This window comes from Vannielia litorea (assembly GCF_019801175.1).
GTDB lineage: Bacteria > Pseudomonadota > Alphaproteobacteria > Rhodobacterales > Rhodobacteraceae > Vannielia > Vannielia litorea_B.
Map to the genome: position 1 here is coordinate 56,604 of NZ_JAHVJR010000001.1, position 14,291 is coordinate 70,894.

Annotated in this window: 24 protein-coding genes; 6 read left to right on the top strand and 18 right to left on the bottom strand. The window is 68.2% G+C overall.

The window, feature by feature from the left end:
* Positions 1 to 26: 26 nt before the first annotated feature.
* From KUV38_RS00320 to ybgC, 5 genes are read left to right on the top strand one after another with little or no spacing between them, the layout of a single operon-like run.
* Positions 27 to 578, top strand: coding sequence for a GIY-YIG nuclease family protein (locus KUV38_RS00320; RefSeq protein ID WP_222468144.1), 552 nt, complete (start codon positions 27 to 29; stop codon positions 576 to 578).
* Positions 575 to 1,597, top strand: a complete 1,023-nt coding sequence (gene ruvB / locus KUV38_RS00325; protein WP_222468145.1) for a Holliday junction branch migration DNA helicase RuvB — start codon at positions 575 to 577, stop codon at positions 1,595 to 1,597. The genes KUV38_RS00320 and ruvB overlap by 4 nt, the downstream gene beginning before the upstream one ends.
* 50 nt (positions 1,598 to 1,647) lie before the next feature.
* On the top strand, positions 1,648 to 2,031 hold the full coding sequence (locus KUV38_RS00330; RefSeq protein ID WP_222468146.1) for a hypothetical protein: 384 nt from the start codon (positions 1,648 to 1,650) through the stop codon (positions 2,029 to 2,031).
* Between the two features lie 43 nt (positions 2,032 to 2,074).
* Complete coding sequence (locus tag KUV38_RS00335) at positions 2,075 to 2,692, top strand: hypothetical protein (protein WP_222468147.1); 618 nt, start codon at positions 2,075 to 2,077, stop codon at positions 2,690 to 2,692.
* Positions 2,689 to 3,087 carry a tol-pal system-associated acyl-CoA thioesterase gene (ybgC, locus tag KUV38_RS00340; RefSeq protein ID WP_222468148.1) on the top strand — a complete coding sequence of 133 codons (399 nt, stop codon included), beginning with the start codon at positions 2,689 to 2,691 and terminating at the stop codon, positions 3,085 to 3,087. Before KUV38_RS00335 ends, ybgC begins: the two co-directional genes overlap by 4 nt.
* A gap of 22 nt (positions 3,088 to 3,109) precedes the next feature.
* Here the strand turns inward: ybgC and KUV38_RS00345 are convergent, their stop codons facing one another.
* Complete coding sequence (locus KUV38_RS00345; RefSeq protein WP_222468149.1) at positions 3,110 to 3,583, bottom strand: hypothetical protein; 474 nt, start codon at positions 3,581 to 3,583, stop codon at positions 3,110 to 3,112.
* A gap of 54 nt (positions 3,584 to 3,637) precedes the next feature.
* Entirely contained in the window at positions 3,638 to 5,008 is a 1,371-nt protein-coding gene (locus KUV38_RS00350) for a sensor histidine kinase (protein WP_222468150.1), read from the bottom strand.
* Positions 5,009 to 5,241: 233 nt separating this feature from the next.
* On the opposite strand from KUV38_RS00350, the gene KUV38_RS00355 reads away from it, so the two are divergent.
* The gene (locus tag KUV38_RS00355; RefSeq protein WP_222468151.1) at positions 5,242 to 5,766 is read left to right on the top strand and encodes a MarR family winged helix-turn-helix transcriptional regulator; all 525 of its coding nucleotides are present in this window, start codon (positions 5,242 to 5,244) and stop codon (positions 5,764 to 5,766) included.
* 55 nt (positions 5,767 to 5,821) lie between these two features.
* Here the strand turns inward: KUV38_RS00355 and rpmE are convergent, their stop codons facing one another.
* The 16 genes from rpmE to KUV38_RS00435 all read right to left on the bottom strand — a co-directional run bounded on the left by rpmE (position 5,822) and on the right by KUV38_RS00435 (position 14,291).
* Complete coding sequence (rpmE, locus tag KUV38_RS00360; RefSeq protein ID WP_222468152.1) at positions 5,822 to 6,043, bottom strand: 50S ribosomal protein L31; 222 nt, start codon at positions 6,041 to 6,043, stop codon at positions 5,822 to 5,824.
* Between the two features lie 12 nt (positions 6,044 to 6,055).
* Positions 6,056 to 6,439, bottom strand: coding sequence for a 50S ribosomal protein L19 (gene rplS, locus KUV38_RS00365; protein ID WP_222468153.1), 384 nt, complete (start codon positions 6,437 to 6,439; stop codon positions 6,056 to 6,058).
* Positions 6,440 to 6,688: 249 nt separating this feature from the next.
* Positions 6,689 to 6,883, bottom strand: a complete 195-nt coding sequence (locus tag KUV38_RS00370) for a hypothetical protein (protein WP_222468154.1) — start codon at positions 6,881 to 6,883, stop codon at positions 6,689 to 6,691.
* Positions 6,884 to 7,024: 141 nt separating this feature from the next.
* Complete coding sequence (trmD, locus tag KUV38_RS00375) at positions 7,025 to 7,840, bottom strand: tRNA (guanosine(37)-N1)-methyltransferase TrmD (protein ID WP_222468155.1); 816 nt, start codon at positions 7,838 to 7,840, stop codon at positions 7,025 to 7,027.
* Entirely contained in the window at positions 7,837 to 8,271 is a 435-nt protein-coding gene (locus KUV38_RS00380; protein ID WP_222468156.1) for a bleomycin resistance protein, read from the bottom strand. Before KUV38_RS00380 ends, trmD begins: the two co-directional genes overlap by 4 nt.
* Positions 8,264 to 9,163: a hypothetical protein gene (locus KUV38_RS00385; protein ID WP_222468157.1), complete on the bottom strand. Its 900-nt coding sequence runs from the start codon at positions 9,161 to 9,163 to the stop codon at positions 8,264 to 8,266. The genes KUV38_RS00380 and KUV38_RS00385 overlap by 8 nt, the downstream gene beginning before the upstream one ends.
* Before the next feature lie 4 nt (positions 9,164 to 9,167).
* Positions 9,168 to 9,683 (bottom strand): ribosome maturation factor RimM, encoded by a 516-nt coding sequence (gene rimM / locus KUV38_RS00390; protein WP_222468158.1) that lies wholly within the window; start codon positions 9,681 to 9,683, stop codon positions 9,168 to 9,170.
* Positions 9,680 to 9,823, bottom strand: coding sequence for a hypothetical protein (locus tag KUV38_RS00395; protein WP_222468159.1), 144 nt, complete (start codon positions 9,821 to 9,823; stop codon positions 9,680 to 9,682). Before KUV38_RS00395 ends, rimM begins: the two co-directional genes overlap by 4 nt.
* An 87-nt stretch (positions 9,824 to 9,910) precedes the next feature.
* Positions 9,911 to 10,720 carry a hypothetical protein gene (locus tag KUV38_RS00400; protein ID WP_222468160.1) on the bottom strand — a complete coding sequence of 270 codons (810 nt, stop codon included), beginning with the start codon at positions 10,718 to 10,720 and terminating at the stop codon, positions 9,911 to 9,913.
* Between the two features lie 7 nt (positions 10,721 to 10,727).
* Positions 10,728 to 11,138: a 30S ribosomal protein S16 gene (rpsP, locus tag KUV38_RS00405; RefSeq protein ID WP_222468161.1), complete on the bottom strand. Its 411-nt coding sequence runs from the start codon at positions 11,136 to 11,138 to the stop codon at positions 10,728 to 10,730.
* 55 nt (positions 11,139 to 11,193) lie between these two features.
* Positions 11,194 to 11,490, bottom strand: a complete 297-nt coding sequence (locus KUV38_RS00410) for a chorismate mutase (protein ID WP_222468162.1) — start codon at positions 11,488 to 11,490, stop codon at positions 11,194 to 11,196.
* The gene (locus KUV38_RS00415) at positions 11,483 to 12,151 is read right to left on the bottom strand and encodes a GNAT family N-acetyltransferase (RefSeq protein WP_222468163.1); all 669 of its coding nucleotides are present in this window, start codon (positions 12,149 to 12,151) and stop codon (positions 11,483 to 11,485) included. The genes KUV38_RS00410 and KUV38_RS00415 overlap by 8 nt, the downstream gene beginning before the upstream one ends.
* The gene (locus KUV38_RS00420; protein ID WP_222468164.1) at positions 12,148 to 12,678 is read right to left on the bottom strand and encodes a GNAT family N-acetyltransferase; all 531 of its coding nucleotides are present in this window, start codon (positions 12,676 to 12,678) and stop codon (positions 12,148 to 12,150) included. Before KUV38_RS00420 ends, KUV38_RS00415 begins: the two co-directional genes overlap by 4 nt.
* Entirely contained in the window at positions 12,675 to 13,217 is a 543-nt protein-coding gene (locus KUV38_RS00425) for a GNAT family N-acetyltransferase (RefSeq protein WP_222468165.1), read from the bottom strand. The genes KUV38_RS00420 and KUV38_RS00425 overlap by 4 nt, the downstream gene beginning before the upstream one ends.
* On the bottom strand, positions 13,214 to 13,768 hold the full coding sequence (locus KUV38_RS00430) for a GNAT family N-acetyltransferase (protein WP_222468166.1): 555 nt from the start codon (positions 13,766 to 13,768) through the stop codon (positions 13,214 to 13,216). Before KUV38_RS00430 ends, KUV38_RS00425 begins: the two co-directional genes overlap by 4 nt.
* 1 nt (position 13,769) lies before the next feature.
* Positions 13,770 to 14,291 (bottom strand): GNAT family N-acetyltransferase, encoded by a 522-nt coding sequence (locus KUV38_RS00435; RefSeq protein WP_222468167.1) that lies wholly within the window; start codon positions 14,289 to 14,291, stop codon positions 13,770 to 13,772.

Below are 14,291 nucleotides of genomic sequence, written 5' to 3' on the forward strand. Positions count from 1 at the left end.
GGGATACCGCGAAGGACCATGTTCGGGTGCTGTCCGACGATTTGGGCTTGGACTACAAATTGCGCGCGGATTACTCGGTGTTCGACTTCTCACTTACCGATCATATGAGTGATCTTGTTGGTCGGCTGATGATCTCGCCTCGCCGCACTCAAAGCTATGTGCGGTTGGCGGAGAACCTCGATCCCGAGATTGTTGAGCTTTCATCCATCTCAATGTTCGACCCGCTTCCGCCGGCATGGCGGGAATGGTGTATGACTGGACCCGAGTTGCGTGTGATCAGCCCTAATCAAGAAGCACGTTTACGGGAGTGGAGAGGGATCTACCTTATCGTCGACGAAACCGACGGAGCTCGTTACGTGGGTTCTGCGTATGGAGCAGAAAACCTCCTGAGCCGCTGGAGGTCGCATGTAAGGAGGGATCATGGCGTTACTGTCCAGCTCCAACAACGCAACCCGGCGAACTTTCGGTTCTCAATATTGGAGCGCGTTTCTCCCGACACACCTATCGAGGAGATCACAGCGCTTGAGCAAACGTGGATGCACAGATTGCACACCAAGCGGTTTGGATTGAACACATGAGCGAGCCAGACCCAACCCTGCGCCCAGAGCCGCGCGAAGAGGATACGGCCTCCGGCGCGCTCCGGCCCGAAACGCTCGATGATTTCACCGGGCAGGCGGAGGCGCGGGCGAACCTGAAGGTGTTCATCGAAAGCGCCAAGCGGCGCGGGCAGGCGATGGACCATACGCTGTTTCATGGCCCCCCTGGCCTCGGCAAGACGACGCTGGCGCAGATCATGGCCAAGGAGCTTGGTGTGGGCTTTCGGATGACCTCCGGCCCGGTGCTGGCGCGGGCGGGCGACCTGGCGGCGATCCTCACAAACCTCGAGCCGCGCGATGTGCTCTTCATCGACGAGATCCACCGGATGAACCCGGTGGTGGAAGAGGTGCTCTACCCGGCGATGGAGGACTTCGCGCTCGATCTGGTGATCGGTGAGGGACCGGCGGCAAGGTCGGTGCGGATCGAGCTGGAGCCGTTCACGCTGGTGGGGGCGACCACACGGCTGGGGCTGTTGCAAACGCCGCTGCGCGACCGCTTTGGCATTCCGACGCGGTTGCAGTTTTACACGGTGGAAGAGCTGCATAGCATCACCATGCGGGGCGCGCGGCTGTTGAACATTCCCTGCGACGAGGACGGCGCGCATGAGATCGCGGCCCGCTCGCGGGGCACGCCGCGGATTGCCGGGCGGCTGCTGCGGCGGGTGGTGGATTTTGCGCTGGTCGAGGGCGACGGGCGGATCACGCGGGCCATCGCAGACGGGGCGCTGACCCGGCTGGGGGTGGACAAGCTGGGGCTCGACGGCGCAGACCGGCGCTACCTGAGCCTCATCGCGGAGGCCTATCAGGGCGGGCCTGTGGGGGTGGAAACGCTCTCGGCGGCGCTCTCGGAGAGCCGGGACGCGATCGAGGAAGTGATCGAGCCCTATTTGCTGCAACAGGGGCTGATCCAGCGCACCCCGCGCGGGCGGGCGCTGGCGAGCCGGGCGTGGAGCCATCTTGGCCTTGCGCCGCCGAGCGGGCCGGGCGACCTGTTTACCTGAGGAACCTCCGCCCGCGCGCGGCGTTGACCTGCGCCTGACGGAGAGACCCCATGCGCGACACCCTTCTTGCCACCGCCCTCTTGGGCCTTGCCGCCTGCGTGCCCGTTGTGGGCGAGGAGGAGGCGGGCATCCCCACGCGCCTGCAGGGCAATTGGGCGCTGACGGCGCTGGATTGCGAGGGTGGCGCAGCCGCCAAGGGGCTGATGCGGGTGGGCGAGACCACGGTGCAGTTTTACGAAAGCCGGGCGGTGCTGGGCGAGGTGCATGAGCGCGATGCCTCGCGGATCCGCGCGAGTTTTGCCTTTGAAGGCGAAGGACAGACTTGGCAGAGCGACATGGTGCTGGACGGGCAGGATGGCGGCGACACGCTGATCCGCCGGACCTATGGCAACACCGACCTGCCGGGGCCGCTGAAGTACACGCGCTGCGGATAAGCCCCGGCTTGCCGCGACGCGCCTGCTTTGGCACAACCGGGCCATGAGCCCCGATGACATCGCCCGCCTCTTCACCCGCGCAGACGGAACCTACCACTTTGCCCGCTGGCAGCGGCCCATCGTGCCGATCGTCTTTGGCGTCGAGGACGAGACGCTGGCGGTGGTGAAAGGCGCCTGCGAGGCTGTGGTGGCGATGGCGGGCCACAAGATGGCCGAGATGGACCATGACCAGGGCGCGAACCTGTTTTTCTTCTTCTTCCGGGAGTGGGACGAGCTGCTGGCCGTGCCGGACCTTGGCGGGATGATCCCCGGGCTGGACGGGCTGGTGGAGCGGCTGGAGCGGGCAGGGGCTTCAAGCTACCGCGCGTTCCGCTTTGAGGCGGAGGGGGCCATTCGGGCCGGGTTTGTCTTTGTGCGGATGGATGCGGAGAATTCGGCCATGTCGGCGGAGGCGCTGGCGCTGTCGCAGATGGTGCAGGTGATGCTGGACTGGGGCGAGGGCGCCTTTGCGGGCGCCTCGCCGCTGGGGCTGGTGGACGGGCGGGCGGTGCTGCGCCCGGAGATCGCGGAGGTGATCGTGGCGGGCTATGACCCGGTGATGCCGGTGGCGGCGAGCGACCCGAGCCATGCGCTGCGGCTGGCGGCGAGGCTGGGGCGATGAGCCATCGGTTTGCCTGCGAAGTCTACTACGAAGACACCGACCTTTCGGGCTTTGTCTATCACGCCAATTACCTGAAGTTCATCGAACGCGCCCGCTCGGACTGGGTGGCCGGACTGGGGGTGGATCAGAACGCGATGCGCGAGGCCGGGCTGGTCTTTGCCGTGCGGCGGATCGAGGCGGATTTTCTGGCGCCCGCGCGGCTGGGCGATGCGCTGGAGGTGCAGACCGAGGTGGCCAGCCGGACGGCGGCGCGGATGGTGCTGGCGCAGAGCGTGATGAAGGATGGTGTGGCGCTGTTCGAGGCGCAGGTGACGCTGGTGGCAATGGGCACGGGCGGGCGGCCTGTGCGGTTGCCGGAGGCGCTGCGCGGTGCGGTGGACGCGGGTCAGGCCTGAGACGGGAATTTCGAGAGCTGGATTAGCTGATCGGTGCGGGGGGCTGGCAGCGGATGTGCAGGTGGGTGCAGCGCGGGGGTGACCAATCGGTCCGGTCCCAGCAATAGGCCTCGCCGCCGTCGATCAGCCGCAGAATCCAGACCACCGGGCTGCCCTCGTCTGTCACCCGCTGTTCGCCGTGCAGATACATGGTGATCGTGCCCTCCTCGGGATCACTCTCCAGCACGTCGTAACTGCCTTGCTGGTCGGTCTCGCCGAGGTAGTTGATCATCGGTCCCTGCCAGTCGAACCAGCTCTTGGTGCGCTCCTCGTTGAAGGTGATCGTGTGGGGGTTCTCGTCGCAGTGCATCTCGGCCACATCGGGGAAGGCCCAGCGGTTGGCGGTGAGATGGGCGAAGATGTCGGCGGGCAGTGCGGGCGGGCCGCTCTGGCCTGCGCCGGGCAGGGCGAGGGCGGAGAGCACAAGGGCGAGGGTGAGGGAGCGGGCGGGGCGCATGGCCGGAGGGTAGCGCCGTGCGCGGGCGGCGCAAGCTGCGGATTGCCGCCGTGCTCAGACGGCGGCGCGCTTGCCCACGGGCTGGGCGCGTTCAGCAGTTTGAGCCTTTTGCGCGGTCGGCGGCACGGTCGTTTGGCTGCGGGCGGGCAGGTAGAGGGTGAAGCGGCTGCCCTTGCCGGGCTGCGATTCGGCATGGGCGTGGCCGGAGGATTGGCGGGCGAAGCCCTCGACCATCGCCAGCCCCAGCCCGGTGCCGCGCCCCTTGGGCTTGGTGGAGAAGAAGGGATCGAAGATCTTGTCGATCGCGTCGGGCGGGATGCCGCCGCCGCTGTCGGTCACCGAGAGGGCGACGAAATCCTTGGGCGGCAGGAAGGCCGGGCGGGCGGCGGAGGTGGGCAGGTGCCGGGCCTCGAAGTGCATTGAGCCGCCCTCGGGCATGGCATCGCGGGCGTTGATGGCGAGGTTCAGCAGCGCCGCTTGCAGGGTGGTTTCATCGGCGAGGATCTGCGGCAGGTCTGGTTCGGCCTCCGCGCTCAGGCCGATGGAGGCGGGCACCACACGGCGCACCAGACGCTCGACCTCGAAGAGCGCGTGGGCCGGGTCGATCCGCCGGGGCTCCAGCATGGAGGTGCGCCCGAGGGCGAGCAAGTGGCGGGTCAGCGCCGCCCCGCGCCAGCAGGCGGTGAGCGCCTCGCGGGCGCAGGCGTGGCGCGCCTCTTCTTCCTCGGTGATGTCCATCAGTTCGAGGTTGCCCTGCACCACGCTGAGCAGGTTGTTGAAGTCATGCGCGATGCCGCCCGCGAGGGTGCCGATGGCCTCCATCTTCTGGGCCTGAAAGAATTGTCGCTGTGTTTCCAGAAACTTGGCATAGGCCTGATTGGCCTCGTACACGGCGACGAGCAGGTAGCCGATGATCGAGAAGGCGAGGATGACCGAGGTGTAGAACAGCGCGCCGCCGCCGGGGCTTTGCCATGTGGAGGCGGCGATGATCAGGAAGGCGAGGCCGAGGGGCACCATGTAGGCCGCCGAGATCTGCCAGACCCGGGCGCGGACCAAGAAGACGTTCAGCACCGCGCCGACCAGCAGCACCATGGCGCCGAACTTCAGGGTCGGGTCGGGGTGAAGCCAGAGGTAGACCGGCAGGGTGGCATAGGCCGTAGCGATCAGCGCCGAGATGGCGACCATGAAGTAGAAGAACCGGCGGGATTGGGCGTGGGGCCAGAGGCCGAGGACGGTCTTTTCGAGCGCGACGATGCTGTAGTAGCTGGCGAGCCAGTAGGGCAGGAAGGTCAGATCGAGGAGCAGCGTTCCGGCTGCCGTCCCGATGAGCATCAGGAGGATGCGTGCCACGAACTCCGGGCTGCGCACACGTTCGGCGCGGCGCAACACGTCCAGGCGTGCGCTGAAATCGTCCTCTTCCGTCATGCTTCCCGTCGGGTGTGGTGCAGCCGGAGGCTCCAGCATTTGTGCCAGGCTGCAGGCACCCGAAATTGTTTGCCCTTCAAACAAAGTTACGGGGCGACGAAATGAATTTCAATCCAAAGCTGTGTTGCGCACATTAATTTTCCCGAAGAAGTAATTCTGGCAACTATCTTGCAAAACATGCATCTGTTATTGATTGCGGATCAGTCACCTTGCGAATGGGCCGGGACAGGCCAATGGACAGCAACCGGATCGGAGCCTTTGTGAGCCTGGTCGAAGACCGGGCGAGCACCGCCTTGGGCAATGTCAGCGCCCATGAGGCGGCGGTGCTCTCGGCGATCCGGTTTCGGCCCGGCGTTATCGCCCATGCGCTGCATGGCATCCTCGGCCTCTCGCAACCGGCGGTGGCACGCCTCCTGCGCGGGCTGGAGAACCGGAGGCTGGTTCGGCGCGGGCCAGCGCGGGGGCGGACGGTGCCGTTGGGGCTGACCGAGGCGGGGGAGGCCACTGTGGAGCGGGTGCTGGAAGCGCGGCGGGCGGCGATGGAGCAGCTGGTGGCGCCACTCGCGCCGGAGGAGCAGGCGCAACTTGCCGATCTGATGGACAAGATGCTGGCCGGTGCCCTGCGCTCCCGCGCTCACGGGCGGCACCTGTGCCGGCTGTGCGACTACGACCGGTGCAGCGCGGCGGGCTGCCCGGTGGAGGCGCGGGTCGACGAGATCGACGGCGGGGTCGACTGGCGCAACGAGTTCAGAAAATGAAAACGCCGCCCGCGGAGGTCCGGGGCGGCGTTTGATCTTACAGAGGGGAGGTGGCTCAGAAGCCGAGGCCCTCGTATTTTTTCTTGAACTTCGACACGCGGCCACCGGTGTCCATCAGGCGGGCGTTGCCGCCGGTCCAGGCCGGGTGAACGGAGGGGTCGATGTCGAGCGACAGGGTGTCGCCCTCGGCGCCCCAGGTCGATTTCATCTGCACCACGTCGCCGTTGGTCAGCTTGACGTCGATGGTGTGATACTCGGGATGCAGGTCTTTTTTCATGGTCTCTGCTCCTTAAGCCTCGGCGCCGCCGAGCGGCTTGTAGTTGGTCACCTCGGCGATCCGCGCGGACTTACCGCGGCGGGTGCGGAGGTAGTAGAGCTTGGCGCGGCGGACGCGACCACGACGCACCACTTCGATGCTGTCGATGTTGGTCGAGTGCAGCGGGAAGACCCGCTCGACGCCTTCGCCAAAGGAAATCTTGCGCACGGTGAACGAGCCGGCAATGCCCGCGCCGTTCTTGCGGGAGATGCACACGCCTTCGTAGTTCTGAACGCGGGTACGGGTGCCCTCGGTCACCTTGTAGCCGACGCGCACAGTGTCGCCGGCTTTGAAATCGGGAATGTCCTTCCCGAGGGAGGCAACCTGTTCGGCCTCCAGTTCAGCGATCAGGTCCATCTGATCCACTCCTATGTTGCCCGTGGTATGCCACGGAGGTTTGGCGTGCCTCAGAGCTTCGGGTTTTATGCCGGGTCCGCCGATATGCGCCCGCCGAAGGGTTCAGCCACTGTTACTTGCAGGTCGTCCGGTTTGGCCTTTGCCAATGCCCAAACGGTCCGACAGGCGATTCCGCCCGCAGACCGGCGCTGTTTAGGGGCTTGGGGGCTTTGGATCAAGGGGTTTCGTGGCCCGCGTGGGGCGGGCGGCTCACCGCGGTGGCCGGGCGAGGCTTTTCCACCAGCGGGGGCTGAAGAGGTGCGGGCAGGCGAAGGCCAGCAGGGCCAGCACGAGGGGGATGCCGAGGGCGGGCGTGGTGATGACGAGCAACACCAGCAGCAGCGCGGCGGGCGTGATCAGCACCGCTTTGGTGGCAAGGGGCAGTTGGGCGAGTTTGTCTTTCACTGTCTTCAGGTCTTCCGGTTCTTTCACCGGATTTTTTGCCCGTGAAAGGCGGCAAGAGGGTGGCAGCCATGGGGCGTCAGGGCCTGAAGGCGGAAACGCTCTGTTCAGCCGGTTTGGGTTGCGGCCCGGACGGCCGGGCCGTCAGCCCTCGCCCCGGTACTTTCGCCACAGGTCGGGGCGGCGCGCGGCGGTGAGGGCCTCGCTCGTCTCGCGGCGCCAGTCGGCGATGCGCCCGTGGTGGCCCGAGAGCAGCACCTGCGGAATCTCGCGCCCGCGCCATGTGGCGGGCTTGGTGTATTGCGGGTGTTCGAGCAGGCCGTTCGAGTGGCTCTCCTCTTCGGTGGAGGCCTCGTTGCCGAGCACGCCGGGGAGCAGGCGGATGGTGGCATCGAGCATCGCTTGCGCGGCGATCTCGCCGCCGGTCAGCACGAAGTCACCAAGGCTGACCTCTTCGACGCCGAACTCCTCCAGCGCCCGTTCGTCCACCCCCTCGAAGCGACCGCAGAGCAGGGTGAGGCCGCGCCCGGCGGCGAGGCGGCGGGCCATCGCCTGATCGAAGGGCTTGCCGCGCGGGGAAGCGTAGAGCACCGGCCATTCGCCGCGGTCAGGCGGGGTGCCGCGGGCGGCATCCTCCAGCGCCTCGCCCACCACGTCGGCGCGCAGCACCATGCCCGCGCCGCCGCCTGCGGGCGTGTCATCGACGTTGCGGTGCTTGCCCTTGCCGTAGTCGCGCAGGCGCAGGGTCTCCAGCGCCCATTTGCCCTCTTCCAGCGCCCGCCCGGTGAGCGAGTGGCCGAGCACGCCGGGGAAGGCCTCGGGGAAGAGGGTGATGATCTTGGCGGTCCAGGCCGTGGCGAGGCGCGGGCCGGGGCCCATCAGGTCACGCGGGGTGCGGGAGGCGGAGATGGAGAGGCGGCCGTGGGATTTTGCGCCGTGACTTTTGGGTGTGTCGCTCATTCGACGATCCTGCCTGTGGTCGGGCGCTCGTGGGTGGTGCCAAGCGAAGAGGCGAAGCGCAGCAGGTAGCCGTCGGGATCGGCCACCACGAATTGGGTTTGCCCGTGAAAGCGGGCGCCGTCCCGATACCACGCTTCTTCCAGCGGGCGAAAGAGCGGCAGGCCCTGCGCGGTGAGGCGGGCGGCGAGCGCAGGGGCATCGGCGATGAGGATTTGCAGGTGCATGCCGCGGCCTAGGGGCGGCTCGGGCGGGGCCAGCGCCCAGCTTTCGGGGGAAAGCTGTTCGAGCATCACGGCGCTGCCCTCGCGGGAGAGGTGGTAGAAGCCCTGGCCGGGGCGGGCGTAGTCGAGGTTGAAGCCGAGGTGATCAGTGTAGAAGGCCGCGGAGGCGGCGGCATCGGTGCAGCCCAGCTCGGGGGTGAGGCTAGCCATCGGCCTCGCGCTCCAGCTCCATCATCGCACGGCCCAGCCCGGCCAGTTCCTCGCCCAGCGCGGGGTTGTCGGCCTCAACCGCCAGCGCCACGCGGATGATCTCGCCGCTTTCGGGCATGTCGCGCCAGGCGTGGGGGTCATCATGGATGAGGCGGATCGCAGCGCCGGAGAAGCGGTAGAGCGCCTCGTGATCCCCGGCCTCGGTGAAGTGGGCGAAGGCGCGGGCGAGTTGCTGCTGGCCAGTGCAAAGGTCGATGGCCTCATCGGCCACGGCGGCCCAGTGCAGCGCGGCGTGGTCTCGCGGGCAGGGCGCGGCCTGGGCGCGGGCGAGGGCGGCGTCGAAGAGCGCGGCGGGGGCGGCCTGATCGGTGAGGGGGAGCACGACGCGGGCGACGCTATCGGACCCGGCATCGGGGGGCAGGGCATCGAGCGCGGCCTCCATCCGCGCCACGGCCTCGTCGTCGAGCGTGGTGGCGGGGGCGGCGGCGTCGAGCGCGCCAAGCTCCTCGGCCATGGTTTCGAGTTGGTCGGTGGCCTCATCGAGGAACTGGTCCATCTCGCGGGTCAGCCGGGGCGGAAAGGCGGCGCGGGCGAGGGCGGTGGCCCCAGCTCCCAGCGCGAGCCATGGCCAGGCGGGGAGGGTGCCGCCGAAGCCGGTGAGCGCGCGCAGACCCCATCCGGCGGAGACGGTGACCAGCGCCAGCAGGGCGACCACGGCGATGGAGGCCGCGGCGAGGGGCAGTTGCGGGGGGATACGCTCCATCAGGGCGTTGAAGCCGGTGAAGATGAGCGCAAAGCCTGCCACAGCGCCCCAGCCCGCGCCGTAGAGGCCGGCCACCACGGGGGCGGCATAGAGCGCGGCGATGGCGAGCCAGAAGAGGCGGAGGCGCATGGCCTCAGCTTTCCTCGGGCGGGTCGACGACGAGGCGGCCTGCGGTGAGGTCGACGGTGGGCACGGCCTCGCGGGTGAAGGGCAGCAGGAAGCTGTCGCTGCCGCCTGCGCTGCGGATTTCCAGCAGGTCGCCTGCGCCGTGGTCATGCACCGCCAGCACCTTGCCCAGCACCTCGCCGCCTGTGTCGGTGACGGTGAGGCCGATGAGGTCGGAGTAGTAGAACTCGTCATCGGGCAGGGCTGGCAGACGGGTGCGCGCCACGTAAAGGCGGGTGCCCTTGAGCGCGTCGGCCTCTTCCTTGCTGGCGATGCCGGTGAGCCGCGCTCCGAGTGCGCCCTTGAGCGGGCGGGTGAGCGACACGGTGAACTGGCGCTTGCCGTCCTCGGTGGACAGGGGGCCGTATTCGGCAATGTCGGTGGGCTCGGCGCAGAAGCTCTTGAGCCGCACCTCGCCCTGCACGCCGAATGCGCCGCCGATGGCGCCGACGCAGACCATCCCGGCCTCCTTGGCCGCGCTCATCTGCCGTCTCCGGCGCAGAGGTGGCCGCCGTAGTTGCCGCCCACCGCATCGCAAGCATCGACGGCGAGTTGCCAATGGGCCGCATAGCCGAAGGCGAAGGCGGCGGCGGGGATGAGGAGTTTGCGCAGAAGCCAGAACATGGGGCGGTAGTTAGTGGATAAGGGCAGGGCGGGGCAATGGGGAAGCTGCGGGCGGGGCCACTTGGGCAGATCTGCGGCGCGGGCGGGTCAGCGGCCCAGAAGTTTGGCCTTGGCGGCCTTCAGCGCGGTGTCGTCCATGTCGGAGCGATTCAGCTCCAGCAGGGCCTGCAGCAGCGCGGGGTCGCGGCGCTGGTTCATGTGCTGGGGCGGATCGAGCAGGGCGCGGCGCTCCTGCGGCACATTCATGAGGTCGAGCAGCGGGGTGGCGGGGCCGAAGGGGGTGGCGGCGGTGTCTTCGAGCGATGCGGTTTCGACCGGGCTATTCAGCACGGCGCGGGTGGCCTCGATCACTGGCGCGAAATCGGCGGCGGCGGGATTGGCGGCGCAGAATTCCTCGAAATCGAGCACCATTCGCGAGCTTTTCACGTGCTCCGCCCATGCGCTCTGCATCCAAGGGCCCGGGGCGCGGAGCGAGAAGAAGAAGGTGATGCGGGCATCGGGAAACTGCGCCAGCAGGCAGGCCTCGATCACCTCGGCGATCTCGGGCACGGCGGAATAGTCGGGCAGTGCGGTGCGGCCCGCCATGTGGCCTGCAAGCTCCTCGGAGGAGAGCAGCAGGTCGCGTTTGCGGCCCAGCTCCAGCCCGTCGAGATAGGCGGTGAAGCGCAGGCGCAGCTTTTCGAGCGAGAGCGGGTCGCGCCATGTGGAGAAGGCGCGGGTTGCAAAGAGAACGGGCTCCAGCTGTTGCCGGAGCCCGAGGGCCATCACTGGCCAGAGGTGTTTGCCGCTGCGTCGCAGGAACCGCTGGGCGGAGGTCGTCCCGGTCTTGTGAAAGCCCATGTGGACGACCACCCGCACTGGCACCCGCACGGGCGTGTCGCGCGGCGCGGCGGCCATCGCCGGATTACTCGGCGCTTTCTTCGGCAGCAGCCTCTTCGGCAGGCTCTTCGGCCGGAGCAGCGGCGGCCTCGGCGGCAGCAGCGGCCTTGGCGGCCTTCTCTTCAGCGCGCTCGGTGGCGGCTTTGCCCGGCTTGCCCTTGTTGGGGTTGTTGCGCTCTTTCTTCTCGACAACGCCAGCGGCTTCGAGGAAGCGGCTGATGCGGTCGGTCGGCTCGGCGCCCTGGTCGAGCCAGTACTGCACGCGCTCCATGTTCATTTTGACGCGCTCTTCGCTGTCTTTGGGCAGGAGCGGGTTGTAGGTGCCGAGCTTCTCCTTGAAGCGGCCGTCGCGGGGCATCCGGCTGTCGGCGGCGACGATGGAGTAGAACGGGCGCTTCTTGGAGCCGCCGCGTGCGAGACGAATTTTCATGGCCATTGGGGTGTTCTCCTTTGGAATGGCATGGGGAGTGAGGTGCGGGACAGGCCCCGACCTACGATTGGTGTTCCTCGTGGTGTTTGATGACTTCCCGGATGATGAACTCCAGGAATTTCTTGGCGAATTCGGGGTCGAGGTCTGCCCGTTTTGCCAGGTCTTCGAGCCGTGCGATCTGCACCGCCTCGCGGGCGGGATCGGACGCGGGAAGGTCGTGCTGCGCCTTCAGCACGCCCACGGCCTGGGTGTGCTTGAAGCGCTCGCCAAGGGTGTAGACGAGGATGGCGTCGAGCCGGTCGATGCTTTCGCGGTGGCCTTTCAGCAGCTCTGCCGCGCGGGTTGCGTCATCAGTCAACGGTGCCTCCCTTGGGTTTGAAGATGGGGTTGATGTGGTGTTCGATTTCCAGCGCGATGCCGTCGCCCAACTGGGTGGTGCGCAGCGCTTCGAGGCTGGGGTGGCGGTAGACGGCGGCCTCGTCGTTGCCGATGGAGGGCGCTTCCTTGTCTTTCTTGCAGCCCAGCCGTTCGGCCAGCTTGATCGAGGAGAGGTCATGCGGGTCGAGGTAGCTCACGGCGCCGTCCCAGCCCTGATCGTGGTAGAAGTAGCGGCGCGCCCGGTCGGTCGCCTCCAGCGCAAAGCCCTTGCCGGCCTTCTCGGGCCAGATGATCCATGCGATCTCGCGCTCGGGCCAGCCTGCGGGCGCCCAGCCGCCGGCCATTCCGACGGTTTCGCCGGTGTCCTTCAGGTGGATCATCCACATGCCGAAGCCGCGGATCTGCCAGTGGCCGATCTCGGCGGCGTAGAGCATCCAGCTTTCGTAAGGATTGAGCGGGCCACCCATGAAGCGCGACCGGTAGGAGGCGAAGGTGGCCTTGAAGTTCGGGTAATCCTCGGGCGCGGGCGGCTCCAGCCGGAGGCGGGTCGTCTCCAGCGTGGGGATCGTCACCGGGCGGGGGCCGGGGATGGTGAGCGGGTTTTCCAGCGGGTTGCCGGAGAAGGTTGCAGCGTCGGTCATGCGGCGGCCTCCGTGCGACGGGGGTGGCGCCAGACCACGCAGGGGGCGTTGAAAAACTCCACCTCGCGCTCGCGGTGCGCGCCCAGCCGTTCGGCCAGGGCGGCGGAGCGGGTGTTGTCGGGGTGGATGTAGCTGATCGGGCCGTCGATGCCGAAGTGGCGGGCGCCGTAGGCCAGCGCCGCCTCTGCCGCCTCGCGGGCGATGCCCTGCCCCTCGAAGCCGTCGAAGATCGACCAGCCGATCTCGGGCTCAAGCCAGCCGTCGTGGTTGTTGAAGCCGACGCGCCCGGCGACCGCGCCGGTGTCCTTGATCTCGACGGTCCAGAGGCCGTAGCCGTGCAGTGCCCAGTGGCCGAGCGTGCTCAGGAACTTGCGCCAAGATGTCCAGCGGTCGATCGGCCCGCCAACCCAGTGCGAGCGCTCGGAGGCGTCAAAGGCCAGATAGGCCTCGAAGTCGCTCTCGCGGTTGGCGCGCAGCAGGAGGCGCTCGGTCTCGACGACCGGGATGTTCACGGTGGCGAGGCTCATGCGTAGGCCTCCATGCCGCCCTCGGTGGAGCTTCCCGGGCCGGGGTGGCGCCAGATGTGCACGGTGCCGTGGCGCTCGTGGGCGAAGTCGCCATCGGGGCGGGCACCCATGCGCTCGGCGACACGGGCGGAGGCCTGGTTGCCGGGCTTCACGAGGCTGATGGCGGTTTGCCAGCCCAGCACGTCGTAGGCATAGGCGCGGGCGGCCAGCGCGGCCTCGGTGGCATAGCCGCGGCCCTCGTGGCCTGCGAAGAGATCCCAGCCGATCTCCGGCTCGGGCCAGCCTTCGGGGGCGAAGAGGCCGACGAGGCCTGCCGTCTTGGCGCCGCCTTTCACATCGACGATCCAGCGGCCGAAGCCTGCCAGCGTCCAGTGGCCGATTTCCATGGCGAGCATACGCCAGCTGCCTTCGCGGTTCAGCGGGCCGCCGACATACTTGGCGCGGTCGGAGGCGTAGAAGGCCGCGAAGGGCTCGAAATCGCCCATGTCGGGCGCGCGCAGGATGAGGCGCTCGGTTTCCAGCGTCGGGATATCGGTCATTCCGGCCTCCGGTGACGCCAGATGAAGAGATCCGGGTTGGGCGAGGGGATGCGGTCGGCACCCAGTCGCTTGGCCAGCGAATTGGAGCGGCTGTTGAAGCTGTCGACGTAGCTGACCATCGAGGGCAGGCCGAGCAGGCAGAAGCCGATCTCGCGCGCGGCCTCGGCGGCCTCGCGTGCAAGGCCCTTGCCCTCATGCGCCTCGGTGAAGAACCAGCCCAGCTCGGGCTCCTCGTCACCCGGCTCGAAACCGATCTGGACGAAACCGGCCAGCGCGCCCTCGTGCATCACCGCCCAAAGGCCGTGGCCGCGCAGCAGCCAGCAGCCGACCATTGCGGCGAAGTCGCGGAAGGCCTCGTTACGGCCCACCGGCCCGCCGAGACCGCGCCCGCGCACCGGGTCGCAGGCGATCTCGGCGTAGGTGTCGAAGTCGGTCAGCGTGGCCGGGCGCAGCCGGGTGCGGGCGGTGTCGGCCACCGGCAGCATGGCCGAGACCTGCGCGGCCAGCCGGGCGGCGGCGCCGGGGATCGGGGTTTCGTGGGGCGCGGGCATGTCAGGCGTGCTCCGGCTTTGGGTGGCGGTAGACGTGGGTGTCTGCGCGGGTTTCGCCCTCGGGGAGGGGGGCCTCGGCGTCATCCACGGCGCCAAGACGGCGGGCGAGGGCGACGGAGCGGGCGTTGCCGGGGGCGATGTAGCTGACGAGGGTAGAGAGGCCGCCCGGCCCGAAGGCCCAATCACGCGCGGCCTGCGCGGCCTCGAAGGCGATGCCCTTGCCCTCATGGGCTGGCCAGACCGTCCAGCCCAACTCGGTCTCGGGCCAATGGGCCATGCGGTTGACCGAGACCTGCCCGGCAAAGGTGCCGTCGGCCAGCTCGACCGACCAGCCGCCGTGGCCCCGGAGCGGCCAGTTGGCGACCTCGGAGGCGAAATAGGCCCATGTCTGCTCGTGGGTGAACGGGCCGCCCATATGCACCGACCAGTCGCTGGCCATGAGCGCCGCGATCGTCTCGAAATCCTCGATCCGATAGGGGCGCAGGCGCAGGCGCTCGGTGGTCAGGGTGGGGGCGGTGGTCAT